Origin of the sequence: Singulisphaera photorubra (assembly GCF_045290345.1) — a bacterium.
Taxonomy (GTDB): domain Bacteria; phylum Planctomycetota; class Planctomycetia; order Isosphaerales; family Isosphaeraceae; genus Singulisphaera.
Map to the genome: position 1 here is coordinate 6,646,476 of NZ_CP155447.1, position 17,240 is coordinate 6,663,715.

General features: G+C 67.3%; 2 protein-coding genes. One reads left to right on the forward strand and one right to left on the reverse strand.

The annotated features are described in order from the left end of the window. Positions 1–17: 17 nt before the first annotated feature. On the reverse strand, positions 18–599 hold the full coding sequence (locus V5E97_RS24950) for an RNA polymerase sigma factor (RefSeq protein ID WP_406694297.1): 582 nt from the start codon (positions 597–599) through the stop codon (positions 18–20). 491 nt (positions 600–1,090) lie between these two features. Between V5E97_RS24950 and V5E97_RS24955 the strand changes: the two genes are divergently transcribed. Continuing rightward, positions 1,091–16,759, forward strand: coding sequence for a PKD domain-containing protein (locus tag V5E97_RS24955; protein WP_406694298.1), 15,669 nt, complete (start codon positions 1,091–1,093; stop codon positions 16,757–16,759). The last annotated feature ends 481 nt before the right edge of the window (positions 16,760–17,240 follow it).

Genomic DNA, 17,240 nt, shown 5'->3' on the forward strand with positions numbered 1-17,240 from the left:
AATGGGCCCCACTGCGGTCAGTCGATGAGCCCTTCGGCCTCCTGACGGATGCGCTTGAGGACGCGTGACTTCGCCACGTAGACGGCCGCCACGGACAACCCCAGCTCCTGAGCCGCCTTCGCGCCACTCACCCCGTCGAGGGCCAGGCGACGGAAGGCTTGGAGCGTGAGCGGCTCAAACTCCTCTTCGACCAGGTCCAGCAGGCACTGAAGAACGTAGCGATCGTGTTCCTCATCCCATTGCCGATTCAGCCTGACGTCAGGGTCGGCGATCTCCTGCAGCGCCGCCGTAGCGCGGCGGCCGCCACTGGCCTGGGTGCTCGCGTCGATCGCCCGCCAGTGATCGACCGTGCGGTTGCAGACGATCGTGCGTAGCCAGGAGCGGAACGCGCCCCGGTTGCCGGAGTGCTGGAAGCTGGGCAGGTGCTTGACGACGCTGAGCAGGACCTCCTGGCTGAGATCCTCCAGATCGCGTGCCTGAACGCCCTGGCAATTGAGCCAACCGAGGATGAGGGGACGATACAGGATCGTCAGGTCCTTCCAGGCGTCCGTTTCGCCGGTTTGGGCACGGAGGAGTAGGGTTTGGCGAGTCTCGTTCATGCCCAAGCTTAGCACTCCTCTGGGCGGACGATCGGTTTTTTTTACCCATCCGTTGTAAGGTTTTTTTGCGGACCTACGTTTTCTGTACCTGAGAGGGGATGGGGCGCAACGTCGCGCCGCACAGAAACCCGACGCATCGAGAGGGCGTAAACCCTCACCTCGCGGTAAGCAGCCGTCACCGATTTCGTCTCGAGGTTCCCGTTGTGGCAACGCCGCCAGACGCCTCGCACACCGACCGGACAGCGCCCAGGCGCACGGTCTGCGCGCCCGGCCCGATGCCCTCCCCTTTGAATCACAGTCCATCGCGCTCTGGGCGGGGCGAGTCAAACAAATGGCGATGCAAAGTACCACCGCCTGCTTGACCCCGGACACGACCAGGACGAACGGGCGCGAGCTTTTCAACACTCCCAGCTCTTCATCGATTGAGGCACCTGTCTGGGGCGAGCTCGCCCACTCTTGTAGGTGCAGACACCAACATCGTGGAGTTTTTGATGCGCCGTTCCTCCCACAAGACGCGAAAACCGCTCCCCCGCCTCCGCCGCGGCGCGCTCTCCCTCGAATTTCTCGAAGATCGACTCCTTCTCGCCGGCGGATTAACCGCCAGCATTATCGATACGCCGACCGAAAAGTACGCCCTGATCAACCCCGCCTCCGCTGAGCCCATCAAGATCGTCGCGCAGCACGACTCCGAAAGTCAGCGCCTCTTCAACTTCTTCAGCGCCGCCGACGGCCAAGCCGTTTCCACCACCATCGAAGGCCGCGTCGAGTTTGGTAACCAGGTAATCACCGGGGCTCTCACCTTCGCGGAGCTGACCGGACGGCCGGGCGTCGGCGTGACCGCGTCGAACGCCGCTGTCAACTTCGGCGGGGCGGTCGGGATCCAGTTGTCCGACGCCGGCGGCGCGATGGCCCTCGTCCCTACCGGCCTCGCCGCCCGCCTCACCACCGACAACGTCAGCGACGGCGTCGGCCTGGCGATCGTCGGACTGCCCGGCCTGAGCCTCGCCTCCTCGGCCTTTTCCTACGAGGTCAATACCACGGGCAACGCCGCCGACATCCCGGTGCCGACCCCGCTGGGCACCGAGAACCTGTCGTTCGCCGGCGGAACCAACCGGCTGCAAGGCGACGCCACCTTCTCCGTCGGCGGCCTCTCCCCGGCCTTCTCCGTTGGCGGCGACTTCACGGTCACCCGTAACAGCAACACCCTGTTGATCGGCGGCGTCGGGATCGATCTCACCCTCTATACCGGATCGGTGAGAGCCGTCGCCCTGTCGAGCGAAACCGCCGAATTCACGCTCGGACTGAATGAAGACGACGACCCAGCGTTCGCCCTGGTCGAGGACAGTTTCACGGTCAGCGGCTTCACCCTGCTGCCGGGACAGGGGCTCCCGGCTGTGTCCAGCGGCGGTGGACAACTCACCTTCTCCGCTTCACTCGGGCCGATCGCGCTGGAAGAGGTCGGACTCGTCATCCCGAACCTGAGCTTCGGCAGCGGCGGGCTGAGCGTCCAGCTTGGGCTGTCTGCGGCGTCCGCGTCACTGTCGTTTGCCAAGGAGGGGGCCGAGGGCGACGAGTCAGGCCTGATGAGCGCCGTCGCCGAAGATCTGACCGGGTCGTTCACCCTGGACGGGGATGTCGATCCGGACACCGGCCAGATCACCAGCTTCGGCGCATCCGGGGCGTTTGTCTTCACCGCCGCCACGTTCGTACTGGACGTGCCCGGCGTGCTGACCGCCTCAGCCAACGGCCTCGCCATCACCTACGATCCCGAGGGTGGAGAGTCGCAGGAGCTCATCGTCGCCGAAGACCTCACGCTCTCGGTGCCGAAGCTCAAGCTGCTGGGCGAATTGACTGGGTCGGAGGAACTGCCCGGGCTGGTCGTGCGGGCCGACGGCTTCGCGTTCGGGGCCGCCCGGCTCACCGTCGAGGACACGTTCGCTCTCGGCGTCCTGGAGATCACGAACCCATTCATCGAGCTGGGCAACTTCCGCTTCAGCACCAGCGAGGGCGTGTCGCTCGACCGCTTCCAGATCGGGGCCGGCGGCATCGCCGTAGCGACCGCCGGGGCCACCCTCACCGGCGAGGACGTCGCAGCCGAACTCGGCTTCGACGCCGCCGGCGCGGTCAACCGCTTCAGGTTCAGCGTCGGGTCGCTCACCGGCCAACTCGGCAGCCTTGTGACCCTCAGCGCCAGCGACGTCGAGTTTATCCCGACGGCGACCGGCTCCGAGACCCTGCTGTCGATCGGCACCGCCTCCGCCTCGGTCTTCATCGCCGCCGCCGACCTGACCCTCACCGGCGCGGTGAGCGGGGTCGTCATCGCCGGCGACGGCACCATCACCGGCCCGGAGACGCTCTCCATCTCCGCGGACTTCGGGGCCGACACCGCCTCCAAGCTCAAACTACCGGCCTTCCTGCCGTTCAAGATCGACACGCTGAGCCTCGACTGGGCCGACTTCGACGACCAGCCCGACCAGTTCACCATCGCCCTGACCGCCAGCGTGACCGGCACGATCGGCCCGCTGACATTCAGCGGCGGCGTGGACAACATGGTGATCGACCCGTACCGCCTGGCCAACGGTGAGTTCCCGATCGTCGCACTCGACGGCTTCTCCGTCGGTGTCTCGGGCGACCTCTTCGCCGGTCGTATCGAGGGAGCGGTCATTGGCGGCATTGTCAAACTTGATGACGAGGGCAACGTCCTCGACGACGGCGAGACGGACTTCGCCAGCACCGTCTTCTATGCCGGTATCAACGGCGGATTTCAGTTCGGCGACATCGGCGTCGAGATCCTGGTCGGCTTCAGCGAGCGCGGATTCCTCCAGGGGTACCTGCGGGCCGACGTGCCGCTCGTGCTGGAGCCGATCGCCGGGCTGACGCTCAGCGGCTTCCGCGGCGGCATCAGCTTCAATGCCACGCCGCTGCCGGTTCCGCAGTCTCCCGACGAGCTACTCGCTCCGATCTTCCAGCCGACCACGTCGCTGACCGCCGCCCAGTGGCAGGAGCAGCTCAAGCAACAGGTTGTCAACCAGGTCAGCGGTGGCAGCCGGATCTTCATCATCGAAGACGACGTTAGTGACATCATCGACGAGCTGGAGACGGGTGAAATTGCGGCTGGCGGCACGCTCGCGGCCGCGTTCGACGACGCCGGGTACCCGGTCGCCGACGATGAGGTGAGTGGCGAGGTGACGGAGCTGGAGGCCGGGACACTCTGGCAAGTCAAATACCTGGCGGCCACCTACCTGATCGAGTCGAGGGACGGCAAGCTCGACGTGACCAAGGCCCGCTTCACCACCGAAGACGATGCCCTGGCGGCCTCACTCGGCGAGGGTGGGGTGGTCACCCAGGCAGTCCTCGATGCGTTCGCGGACAATCAGTTGATGCTCAACGCTGGCGCCTTGGTGGAGGTGATCGCGCGGGCAGGCCAGGCCCCGTCAAAGTGGAAGATCAGCGACGGCGACACGGTCTACTTCGTCACCGTCCGCGGCGACCGCCTTGCCGTCACCGGCGGCGACACGGCCGCGGCCGACGCGGACGCCGTCGTGCGGATCGAGGCCGGGGCGACGCTCTATAGCAGCTACGTCTCCCAGCACTCGTTCCGGGCCGACGTTGATATCATCATCACGACCGACGGTAAGTTCGTGATCCTCGGCAAGGCGACGCTGGCGGACAACGTCTCGGCAGAGCTGCGGCTGTTTGCCGACCTCAGCCAGGTGGACAAGGCCAACCCGACCGATCCGGTCAAGCTGGTCTTCCTCGGGACCTTCCCGCCGGCCGATGGTGGCCCATCGCTCGTGACCATCAAGGGGCAGGCGACGATCGAATTCCTCGATGCGGCCGGCAACCTGACCAACCCGGCGGTGACCGGGGTGGCCCCTGCTGCGTTCCGCTTCAACATCCTGGGCCGCGGCGAAGTCGGCATCTCGAGCTTCGCCACCGCCGTATTCGGAGGCGACGGCGGGCCGGACGGCGGCTTCGCCGAGCTGGACCTGCAAATCGCGAACAACGCCGACGTGACTTCGGTCGAGTTGAACGTCTCCGGCAGCCTGTCGATTGAGGGGATCATTCCCGTCAGCGATCTCGTCAGCGCGGCCGGGCGGGTGATCATCAGCCGGCAGGGGGACGGACCGGTCGAGATCATCGGAGCGGTGAAGCTCGATTTCACCACCGACAACCCGGACCTCTCGTTCCTCAAGGACGCCGGCATCAGCGCCGACGCCGCGCTGTTACTGGGGTTCAATACGTCCACCGCCTCCCGCGACCTGGAGCTCACGTTGCCCGGCCGCGAGCCGGAGACGCTGACGCTCGACCCGACCACGCTGGTGCTCGAGGGCGAGGGGTCGCTAAGCCTCGGCCAGTCAGCGTTCGGCGTCGGCGCGCAAATCAGTTTCGATGGGGCGTTCAGCGCCCGAATCTCGGTGGACGCCTCACGCCTCGTGCTCGCCGGCTCGGCCGCGGCACTGTTAGACAGTGGGACGATTCCCCAGGCGATCGTCGAAGCCCTGGGCTTGAGCGATGAGGCCACAGTCAGTCCCCTGGTCGTGCCCGGGGCCGGGCCGCGCTGGAGAATCGACGACGGCACGAAGTCGTATTACGTCGTCACCCGTGGCGGCGAGCTGGCGGTGCTCGAAAACACCCGGGCGGCGACCGACCTGACCGTGCGCGGCGACCTCGGCGTGGACCTGGACCTGTTCCTGGCGGGCCGCCTCGACCTGAGTGTGACGGCGGGCGAGGAGTTCAACCTCATGAGCCTGGACGCGGTCGGCGTGCTGGCCCTCCGCGACCTCGCCGGGATGGTGGACGGAGCGTTGATCGCGCCGCAGGTGGTCGGCCGGGTGGACCTGCTCATCTCGGCCGGGCTGCAGGGGGTCGCCGAGATCGTGGGATCGGCCCAGTTGCTGATCAACACCCTCGGTCAGGAGTACACCTACGCCATCCCGGACCGGCTCCAGGACCGCCTCCAGGCGATCCAGGATAAGCGTGAGAACGCCGGCGGCCTGTCCTTGCCGCCGCTGCCGATGGCCAACGGCCAGTTGTCGGTCGTGGTGCCGGGCCACGCGACGCTGCTCGACGGCACGCCGCTGCCGGACGCGCCTTATTTCGTGCTGCAGTTTGGCGACCCGGATGAGACAACCCCGCCGGGCGGCAGCACCGACCCCGACGGGGACGGGCTGGTTGACGTCAGCATGACGCTTGCCAACTCGTTCCGGCTGGAGGGCGATTTCCGCATCCTGGTTGCCGCCACCGGGTTTGAGCTGGATGTCTCCGCGAACGCCTCGCTCACCCTGCCCGGGGCCGAAAGCCTACTCAACGCCGAGGCCACCGGCCGGCTGCGGATCAATTCCGATGGGCTGATCGGCTACATCGGCTTGCAGGCCGATCTGAACATCCCGCAGGTCGATCTGCGTGCCGGGGTCGAGGTCTACCTGGGAGTGAACACGACCTCAACCGCGTCCACCATCGAGTTCCAGAACCCGAACCTCGAGGACCAGCCGCTCCCGGCCCACTCGGGTGTGCTGTACATCGGCGGCCTGGTCGACATCGCCGGGTTTGGGCTGGAGGGTTCATTTAGCCTGCTTGTCGGGGCGGAGGCGCTGGAGCTGGAGATCCATGCCGGGCTCCAGTTCTTCGGGGCGAGCGTCTTGCGCGTCGATGGGACCGCCGGCATCTACTACGGTGCCAACCCCGGCCTTGTGCTTGACGCCGCCCTCACGCTCGGCGGTTCCACTTCGAGCGGGGATCCTGTCCCGTTCGGCGTCCAGGGCATCTTCGAGGCGAGCGGCCAACTGTCACTCTCGATCGACACCCGCATCGGGTTCGGCGAGATCGCGATCAAGGACGTTGAGCTGGTTTTGCTGAGCGTGGTCACCTTCACCGGCGACGCGAGCATCAGCGGTGGCTTCGACCCCATCACCGGCGAGCAGTTCTTCCGCGTCGCGGGCAATTTCTCCGCCGACCTGTTCGGGCTGGCAACGGTCAGCGCCGTTGGCTTCTTCGACTCGCGCGGACTGTTCGACCTGGACCTCAACGGCCAGGTCGTACTGGGCACCGACGACTGGGGCCTCCGCGCGTCGGTCAATCTGTACGCCAGTTACCTGCCCAACACGAGCGGCGTCATGACGCTGGATTTCGGCGGCAGCGCATCCGGCGAGGCGCGGGCGGCCGGCGTCACCCTGGTGGGGGCCGGGATTGGCATCGACTACAACGGCGAGAGCGGCAAGGCCACCGCGATGGCCGACGTCACCGTCCTGGGGATCACCTACGACGTCGATTTCACCCTCGGCTATTTCCTGCTCGGTGCCCGGCCCGACCCGCGACTCGGTCAACTCGCCGGCGGCGTGCTGACGCTCAACGTCGGCGCCGCCGGAGTGAACCGCAACGCCGGCAAGAAGGACGGCGTTGCTGTAGTGGACGAGGCGTACACGCTCCAGTCGCTCGGGGCGAGCCAGAGCGGGCCTGGCGAAGACATCATCCTACGAGCGTTCGGAGCCACCCAGACCTTCCGCAACGTCACCTCCGTCAGCGCCGACTTCGGCGGCGGCAACGACGAGTTCCGCGTCATCCTCGACTCGAGGCGGCCCGTCGTCCCGGGCCTGCCCATCGTGATCGACGGCGGAGCGGGCAACGACCTGTTCATCAACGAGACGGTCGCCGCGGTCACGTTCCGAGGCGGCGATGGCAACGACATCCTGATCGGAAGCACGGGCAACGACCGCCTGGAGGGTGAGGGCGGCAACGATTTCCTGTTCGGCGGCGGCGGGCCGGATGCCCTGCTCGGCGGCTCGGGGATGGACCGGATCACCTGGAACGTCGGCGACGGCCAGCCGAGCACCATCGACGGCGGGGCGGACGCGGACACGCTTACCGTTAACGGCACCGACGCGGCCGAGGCGATCACGATCAGTCCCAGCGGCTTTAACGTGCGGGCGCAGTTCATCGGCGCGACGAACAACAGCGTTGTTGGTGCCGGCTTCGAGACGATCGCCGTCAACGCCCGCGGCGGGGCCGACACGGTCACCGTCATCGACCTGGCCGGAACGACCATCACGACGGTGGCGCTGGACCTCGGCAACATCGAGGGCAACCAGAGCAGCATCGGCTCCGCCACCACCGTCGCCGCCCGCGACGACGGCGCGGCCGATACCGCCGTCGTCCAGGGAACGGGCGGCATCGACACGTTCGGCATCGACGTCAGTGGCAACCTGGTGCACGTCACCCGCAACGGGGCGGCGACGGTGACGCTCCAGGGCATCACCGCCAACCTCGATCGGCTACGGGTCGAGGGACTGGGCAGCGCCGACACGATGACCGTTTCCGGACCGCGCAGCGGCGATTCGGCCGGCGAACGGATCAAGATCCACCTGGCCGGCGGAGGCGGGACCGACACCTACCGTCTGCCGATTGGCAGCGCCACCTTCGACGGCGACGGCAGCGACAAGGCGGTGTTCACCGTCATCGACGGCGACCCGACATCGGTGACCGTCACGTCCAGCCGGGTCAGCGCGGGCAGTATCGCGACGGCCTACGCCGGGCTGGCGGAGGTCGCCATCGAGGCATTCGTCGCCACGGCGATCACGGTCGAATCCACCCACGCCGCCGCGACCCGCATCGCCCTCGGCCCGGCCGACAGTTTGCTGACGGTGAAGGCCACGGTCGGGCCACTCATCGTGAGCGCCAGCACTGGCACGCCTGGGCCGAGCGGCGACCGGCTTGTGATCGACCAGACGGGCTCGTCGGTCCCGCGGATCGGGGCGATGACGGCGACGCAATTCAGCGGTTTCGTGGACGTCACCTACAGCGGGTTCGAGAAGATCGACGTCAACCTCGGCGGCGGCTCCGACGTCTTCACCGTCAATGGCACGCCCGCCGGCCCCGCCCTGACCCAGATCAACAGTGGCGGCGGCTCCGACGAGCTCCACGTCCGCGCGGTCGGCGGCCTGACCACGGTCAACAACCCGACCGACCCGAGCAACCCGGCCGACACGCTTTACGTCGACTTCACCAACCCCAGCGCCCTGACCGGCTCGCCGTTCGGCAACAACCTCGTGTTTACCGCCGGGAAGGTCGTCGTCAGCGACATCTCCGGCTCGACGCTGCCGGTCGCCTGGGCGTATCGCAACGGCCGCGTCTACGTCGGCGCGGTCGAGGTGTTCAACACCTTCGACACCCCGACGCTGTTCAACGGGGCCGGCTCGCTCGCCGACTCGCTGATCGTGGAAGATACGGTCGCCCAGCCCCAGTTCATCAACGTGGACGGGGCGCGCGTGCGGATCAGGGAGGGGGCGAACGTCCTCTCGTTCAAAAAGGTCAGCGACTTCACCGGGTTCAACTACGGGGTCACGGTCGAAGGCCTGTCCGGGGCCAACAGCATCGCGATCAGCCCCGATGGCCAGCACGTCTACGCGACCGGCCTGTACGACAACGCCGTGGCTGTGTTCCGCCGCGCCGCCGGAACCGGGGCGCTGACGTTCGTGCAGGTGCTGCGCGACGGGCAGCTCGGAGTGGACGGGCTGAACGGGGCCCAGGCCGTCGTCGTCAGCCCCGACGGCAAGAACGTCTACGTCGCCAGCGCCCTGGACGGTGCGGTCGCCACCTTCGAGCGGGTGCCGGCGACCGGCCGGCTTGTGTACCGTGGCTTCCAGGCGGTAGGCACGGCCGTCACCGCGCTGGCGGTCGCGCCGAACGGCCTGAACGTCTACGCCACCACCAACACCCAGGTGGTGCGGCTCGGGCGCGACGTTGCGACCGGGGCACTGACGCTCGCCGAGCTGCGGCCCCTGACGTCGAGCGGATACGGCGCCATCGCCGTCAGCCCCGACAGCGCCGACCTGTTCGTCGCCGGTAGCTTCATGGACTACATCCACCTGCTCCCCGGAGGCGGTCTGAACAGCACGGCGGCGTTCATCAACGGCCCGTTCACGGATGTGGCGACTGGGCCGAACGGCATCGTCTACGCCAGCCGCGCCGGGGGAGTCGATACCTTAGCGTACACCGGCAACTTGCTGTTTCGGCTGGCGACCTCCGCCGCCCCCGACGCCTCCCATCCGGCAAACGCCACGGCGGTGGCGGTCGCGCCGAACGGCAGCCAGGTGCTCGCCTCGTTTGACATCAACAGCGTTCCCGTGCTGCCGCCGACGAAGTATCTGCGGCTCGACTCGATCACGGTCATCGACGGGAATGACCCGTCCACGGGCGAAGACATAAGAATCAATGTCAATTCTAGTCAAATCTTCGCAGCCGATAACACGGTCATCGAGGGGGGCAATCCGCTCGATCTAAAGAATTACTACGACCAGCCGCTGACTTCCACTGCCACGATCGATGTCTTCGAGGTAGACACCACCCGCACCGTCCGGGTCGGCACGGGCCCGACCTCTATCGACGTCAATACCGCGGTGGGCTCTCACTCGGTCCGTCTCCAAAGTCCGAACATCCTCGGGACGGCGATCGTCATCGACTACAGCCTCGCCTACACCGTGTACGAGGTTTTCACGCCCACGCCGACGGTGACGCCGGTCGTCTCGTTCGACCGCAACGGCTCCGGGATGCTCTCGAACCCGCAGCAGCTCGGCTTGCCGGGCGTGACGTCGCTGGCGGACCTGGAATACGGCCCCGACGGCCAGCACTACTACGGGGCCAGCATCGGCACCAACCAGATCACGCTGGACGGAGGGATCGCCGTCAGCAACTTCCAGGGGCAGAGCGTTACGGCGGCGGCCGCGACCCAGCGCGACAACGTCCAGACGGCTCTCAGCCCCGACGGCAAACACGCGTACTCGGTCAGCACGAAGTTCGGCGTCCTCATCGTCGCCAATGTCGATGCGGTGACGGGAGCATTGGGGGCCGCGACGCAGGTGATCCCGGCAGGCTTGACCGACGGAGCGTCGGTGGCCATCAGCCCCGACGGCAAGACCGTTTATGTCACCAACCCGGCCGAGGATTCGGTCTTCGTCTATGACCGTAACGCCACCACCGGCGCGCTCACGCTCGGCCAGGTGCTGACCGACGGCGTCGGCGGCGTCGATGGCCTCGCCGGGGCGCGGTCGCTGACCGTGCGTACCGACGGCACCCAGGTGTACGTCGCAGGGTTCGACGAGAACGCCATCGCGGTGTTCTCGCGCAACACCACCACCGGGCGGCTGAGCTACTCGTCGAAGTTCACCGACGCCGGCTTGATCGAACCGTCGAGCCTGGCATCCAGCACGGATGGCCACCTCTACGTCACCAGCGCCGGCACCGGGAACCTGTTCTGGCTCGCGGAGAACGCCACCCTCTCCGTCCTCGGGATCTATAGCAACGGCGTCGGCGGCGTGACGCAGATGTCCAACCCGGTCGCCGTCGCCCTCAGCCCGGACGGGACGTCGGTCTACGTGACCAGCAAGCGGGACTCCTCCGTCGTCGCCTTCCGACGTTCGCCGGTCTCCGGAACCTTGACCTTCGTCCAGTCGCTCCGCGACGGCAGCGCCGGCGTCCAGGGGATTGGCGGTGCCGTCCGCGTCGTCGTCAGCAGCGATGGCAAGTATGTCGTCGTCGCCGGCGGCACCGACACACTGGGCGTCTTCGGCCGCGACGCCTCGACCGGCGCGCTGATCATCTTGCAGCAACTGCGCGACGGAGCCGGCGGCATGACCGGGATTAACGGCGTCAGCGACCTCGACATCCGCGGCGGCAAGCTGTACGTCTCGACCGCCGGTTCGGTGTTCGGGGCCGGCGGCGTGGCCGTGCTCGACGTCGCCGCCAGCACGCCGCCGCCGCGGACCTACGACGTCGCATTCAACGGCGTGGAGAGCCTGACCGTGCAGTCGGCCGGCGGGGGCGACGTCGTGAGCGTCGGCGAGGTCGCGGTTCCGTTCACGCTCAACACCCAAGGGGGGGCCGATGTCGTCACGCTCCGTAACACCGCGGCCGGCAAGGCCGCCACGGTGAACCTCGGCGACGACGAAGATACGCTCGACCTGCTGAGCACCGGCAACAACTCGACGACGACGGTCAACGGCGGCAACGACGACGATCGGATCAGCGTCTACGCCACCGGCACCGGGGCCGTCACCACGCTCAACGGCGGAGCCGGCTCCGATCAGATCCTGGTGGACGGGGCGCGGCTCGGGTCGCAGGTTACGGTAAATGGGGACGCGCCGAACACGGGCGACACGCTGACCTTCGACGCCCACGGGCAGACCTCCAGCCCGGTGGCCCCGCAGCCCAGCGCCGGCACGGTGAAGGTCGCGGCAGTCACTTACGGCGTGACGTACGCCACGATCGAGCAGATCAACATCCTCGGCAGTCCGACGGCCCACGCCGGTGGCCCGTACACCCTCGTCGAGGGTGGCTCACTGAGCCTCGACGGCACCGCCACCCTCATCCCGTCCGGGCAGACGGTCGTCTCCTACGAGTGGACGGTCGGCGGCCGCGTGGTCACCGGCGCCACCCCCGCGGCGCTCACCTGGAGCGACCTCGTCGCGGCCGGCATCGCCGACAACGGCACCTACGCCGTGTCGCTGAGGGTCACCACGACGCTCGGTGACCAGACTTACACGAACACGGAGGTCGCCGTACTGACGGTGACCAATACCGCCCCGACGCTGACCCTATCCGGGGCCGGGATCGTGGAGGTTGGGTCGCTCTTCACCCTCGGCCTGTCGTCCAGCGACCCGGGAGTTGATGCCGTCCGCACATGGACGGTGGACTGGGGCGATGGCTCGCAGGCCGAGACGTTCAACGGCACGCCGGCGACGGCCACCCACGTCTACGCCGTCCCCGGCGACTGGACCATCCGCGTCAGCGCGACGGACGAGGACGGTGCCTTCGGCCCGGTGACAAAGGTTCTGACCGTCGCCGCCTCCCGCACCCTGAGCGGGTCGGCCACGGTGAATGAGGGGTCGAGCTACATCCTCACGCTCGGTCGTGGGGCCCCTGGCCTGCCCGCCATCGCGAGTTGGGCGATCAACTGGGGCGACGGCAGTGCCGTGCAGACGGTCACAAGCGACCCGACTACCGTGAGCCATGTTTACGCCGCCGACGGGAGCTACACCATCTCCGCGGTGGCTCAGGACGTCTCCGGCGTCCTGCACCCGTCCGGCAACGAACTCAGTGTGACTGCCCTCGATGTCGCCCCGCACGTCACCCTGAGCCAGGCGTCGCCGGGGGCTGTCGAAGGCGACCCGTCGCGGCCCTTGATCCTCAACGTGCAAGTGACCGACCCGGGCAACGAGACGGTCGCCGGCTACGTCGTGAACTGGGGCGACGGAACCACGTCGGTCGTCAAGGGGACCGACCAGCCCCCCTTGCACGTCTACGCCGACGCCGCCACCTACCTGGTGACCGTGACCAGCCTGACGAACAGCGAGGGGACGTTCGCAAACCCATCCACCTCGCTGAACGTCGTCGTGGCCGACGTCGGCCCACGGATCGCCTCGCTAACGGTGGCGCCCTCACCGGGCGTGGAGGGTGGGGCGCACCACGTCAAGGCACTTGCCGTCGGCCCAGTCCAGGGGAGTGACACGCTCACGTTCGCCTGGTCCGTCAGCGGGCCGAATGGCTTCTTCCAGACGCTCACCGGCACGGTGAACCCGGACGCGACGGTGCGGCCTGACAACCCGGCGGGGCTGTTCCCCGCCCTCCCGCCCGCGCTGCTCGGCCAGGTCCGGGCCTACCCCGGCTCGTTCGACTTCCTCGCGCCGGAGAATGGTCACTACCTCGTCACCTTGACGCTCACGGATGACGACGGCACGACCGTGAGCCAGTCGGCCGCGCTTACGGTCGCCAACCTGCCGCCGCGCATCGAGACCTTCGTTGTCCCGGCGACGGGCACCGAGGCTGAGCCGATCACTTTGACCGCGACCGCGAAGGACCCCGCCGGCTCGGCCGACCCGCTGGCGTACCGCTGGAAAGTGACGAACGTGCGGACCGGGACCGTCCTCACGCTCGACGGCCCGACGGTGAGCTTCGTCCCCGACGGCGGACCACACAGCGTCGAGCTGACGGTGAGCGATGGCGACGGCGGCCAGGACGTTCGCTCGGCGTCGATTGCCGTGGCCTCCCTGGCCCCCCAGATCGTCCTCAGCTCCTTGCAAGTGCCGACCTCGGCCAACGAGACGGACACCGTCTCCTTCTCCGTCGCCGGGCTGGACAACGACGGCAGCGTCGCCGGACTCCGTTATGCCTGGACGGTACTTAGCCCCAGCGGCAGCGTGAGCACGTTCCTCGGGGCGACCGTGCCGTTCACGTTCGCCGACAACGGGATTTACCTCGTGTCGGTGACGGTCACCGACAACGAGAACCAGTCAACGACGTCCGACCCGGTGAGTGTGACGGTCGCCAACCTGAACCCCACGATCGACAGCGCTACCGCACCGACCAGCGGCACCGAGGGCGTCGCCCTGCACCTATCCGCGACGGCCAGCGACCCGGCGGGGGCCGTGGACCCGGTCGTCGCCGTCTGGACACTGACCGCCCCGGACGGGACGAAGTCGTATGTTTACGGCAACGAGGCCACCTTCACGCCCGCGGACGACGGCACCTACCAGGTCAGCCTGACCGTGCGGGACGACGACGGCGGGTCGGCCACCCGTGCCCTGGCCCCGATCGTCGTCGCCAACGTGAACCCAACCCTCGGGGCGATCGTGGTGCCAACCGGTCCCCTCTTCGAGGGTGACACGGTCGCCTTGAGCGTCCGCGGCGACGACGTTCCCAGCGATCGGGCGGCACTGACCTACACCTGGACGATCACCACCCCGGCCGGCGGTACGATCACCCGAACCGGCCCGGCGGTGAGCTTCCCCACCGAGGACAGCGGCATTTATGAGATCCGCGTCGATCTGGCCGACGGTGACGGTGGCACGGCCTTCCGAACGGCCAGCGTGTCGGTGGCGAACCTCGACCCGAGGCTGCGAACCGTCGCCGTCCCGACCACAGGCTACGTCGGCCACGGGGTCGTCCTGAGTGCGGACGCGACGGACGTTGCCGGCGACCGGCTGGACCTGGTCTACACCTGGACGATCACGCCGCCCACCGGGCCGGCCTTGATCTTCACCGGCCCGAGGCCAAGCTTCACCCCGGCCGCGGCCGGCTCGTACGAAGTCACATTGGTGTTGACCGACGGCGACGGCGGCCAGGTGGCTTCTGCTCCATCCGTGGTGGATGTGAAGCTGACGCCGATCACGATCCACCAGGTGAACGTGCCGACGATCGGCCAGGAGGGTTCACCGGTCACCTTGAGCGCCGTCGCCACAGACGCCCTGGGCGGCGGGCCGCTCATCTTCACGTGGACGATCACCCCGGCCGGGCGGCCGGCCTTCACTCAGGTCGGCCGGGAGGTGACATTCACCCCGGCGGATAATGGTCCGTATGTGGTGGCCCTGAACGCAGGCAACGCCAACGGCGAGGCGACCGCTCCGGGGGGCACGATCGCCGTCGCCAACCTCGACCCGGTGCTGACGAGCCTGAGCTGGCCAGGCCGAGTGTTTGTCGACTCCCCGGTCAACCTTCACGCCCAGGCCTCCGACCGGGCCGGAGCCAGCGACCCGCTCACCTACGCGTGGACGGTGACACGGCCCGATGGCACCTCGTTCGCTCTCTCGGGCCCGTCGACCGGATTCACCGCCGACCAGATTGGGGCATACGGCCTGAAGCTCGTGGTAACCGACGGGGACGGCGGCCAGGTGACGGCCCAGAAACTATTGGTCGTCCCGAACTCCCCGCCGGTGGCAAGCGCCGGCGGCACTTACCGGATCAGCGAGGGGGACTCGCTGACCGTCGACGCGACCGCGACGACGGACGCCAACCAGTCGCCGTCCACGCTGAAATACGAGTGGGACCTGAACGGCGACGGTGTGTTCACCGACGCGACCGGTGCGAGGCCCACGCTGAGCTGGGCCCAACTGCAGGCGCTCGGGATCGACGACGGGCCGGCCTCGTTCACCGCCCACGTGCGGGTGACCGACGTCTACGGCGACTTCGACTTCGCCTCCGCCGTGCTGACCGTGCTGAACACCGCGCCGACCATCACCACGCTGATGTCCGACCACGGCACCCCGACGGCCAACCCGTCCCTCGATGGCGTCGTCCGGATCGCCGGGACGGTGGCCGACCCCGGTCGTGACGCCCACGCTGTCCGGGTCAACTGGGGCGACGGCTCGGCTGTCGAGGCGTTCGCAGTCGACCCGGTCACGAAGACCTTCAACGTCACCCACACGTACGCCGCAGGCGGCATCTACAACGTCACCGTGGACGCGGTGGACAGTGACTTCGCCGTATCGCAGGCGGTCACCGTGAAGGCGGTGGTGTCCGGAGCCGGTCTGGTGGACGGCACCCTGTACATCCTCGGCACCGACGGTCGGGATGATATCAAGGTGAACGCCAAGAAAGGCAACCTGCTCGAGGTGGACGCCAAGCTGGACGACCGTAAGATCAAGCAGTCGTTCAACCGGACTGGCATCTCGCGCATCGTCGTCATCGCCTACGCCGGGGACGACAAGGTCGATTTGAAGCTTGACTCCCAACTGCACACCAGCCAGACGATTGCCGCCATCGTCCTTGGAGGGGCCGGCAACGACAACCTGAGGAGCGAGGATGGAAATAGCATTCTCGTCGGCGGCGACGGAATTGACAAACTGACAGGCAAGGACGACCGGAGCGTCTTGATCGGCGGTCTCGGCAGTGACAGACTCAAGGGCGGCAAGGGCGGGGACGTCCTGGTCGGCGGGTACACGGCGCACGACGAGGACCTGGACGCCCTCGATCAGGTCCTCGCGAAGTGGGACTCGCCCGCGAGCTACGAGAACCGGGTGGACGACCTCCTCGCGACGCGGCTGTTGCCCGGCGTCACAGTCTTCGACGACGCGGCGTCGGACACTCTGAGGGGCCAACAGGGCCGGAACTGGTACATCGGCGACTTCCGCAACGCGTCGGGGAGCAACGATAGACCCAGGATCGGCGGGCGAAAGTGGGAGCGGTTCCTCCAACTGCCTGAACGCGACGGGACCGGGTCGCGGGAAAGTCAGGGGCGTCCTGCTTCTCGTGGGTCGAGGTTCCTCTCGCTTTCACGACAGATCCGCCGAGCCGATCAGCACCCCCCAAAACTTCAACGAGCGGGGGGACAGGGCGATCATCCGCGGCGGGCAGGCAACGGGCTCAAAGGTGGACAGAGCCTTGCGCGTTAGCGTCAGGAGCGTTGCCTGCTTCGGTCTGATCCACCGCGGAGTGTCGGACCGAAGCGTGCAACGCGGCTGGCGGTTCGCGTGGGCTGGCGGGACGTGAAACAGGGACATAACGATCATTGACAACTGCCGATAATCGCTATGTCCCGCATGGCATGAAGCCAACGGTAAGGCGAAGGAACGTGAAACAGGGACATAGCGATTATCGACAACTGTCGTTAATCGCTATGTTCCCCTTTCTTTTCAAGAGTGAACAGAGCCTTGCGCCTTAGAGTGAGGAGCGTTGCCTTCTTCGGTCCGATCGACCGCAGTGTGTCAGCCCGATTTACGTGAGTTCGCGTCATCAGTTAAATGGCTCGTCTCGCAAGCGAGAACCAGCCGAGGACGTGAAACAGAGACATAGCGATTATCGACAACTGTCGATAATCGCTATGTCCCCCCTTTCTTTTCCGCCTTGAACGCCGCCGAGTGTCGCTTGCGTATT

What these genes read in the sequence shown, in the direction of transcription:
- V5E97_RS24950 (WP_406694297.1), bottom strand. Translation starts at nt 599, where the DNA reads ATGAACGAGACTCGCCAAACCCTACTCCTCCGTGCCCAAACCGGCGAA.
- V5E97_RS24955 (WP_406694298.1), top strand. Translation starts at nt 1,091, where the DNA reads ATGCGCCGTTCCTCCCACAAGACGCGAAAACCGCTCCCCCGCCTCCGC.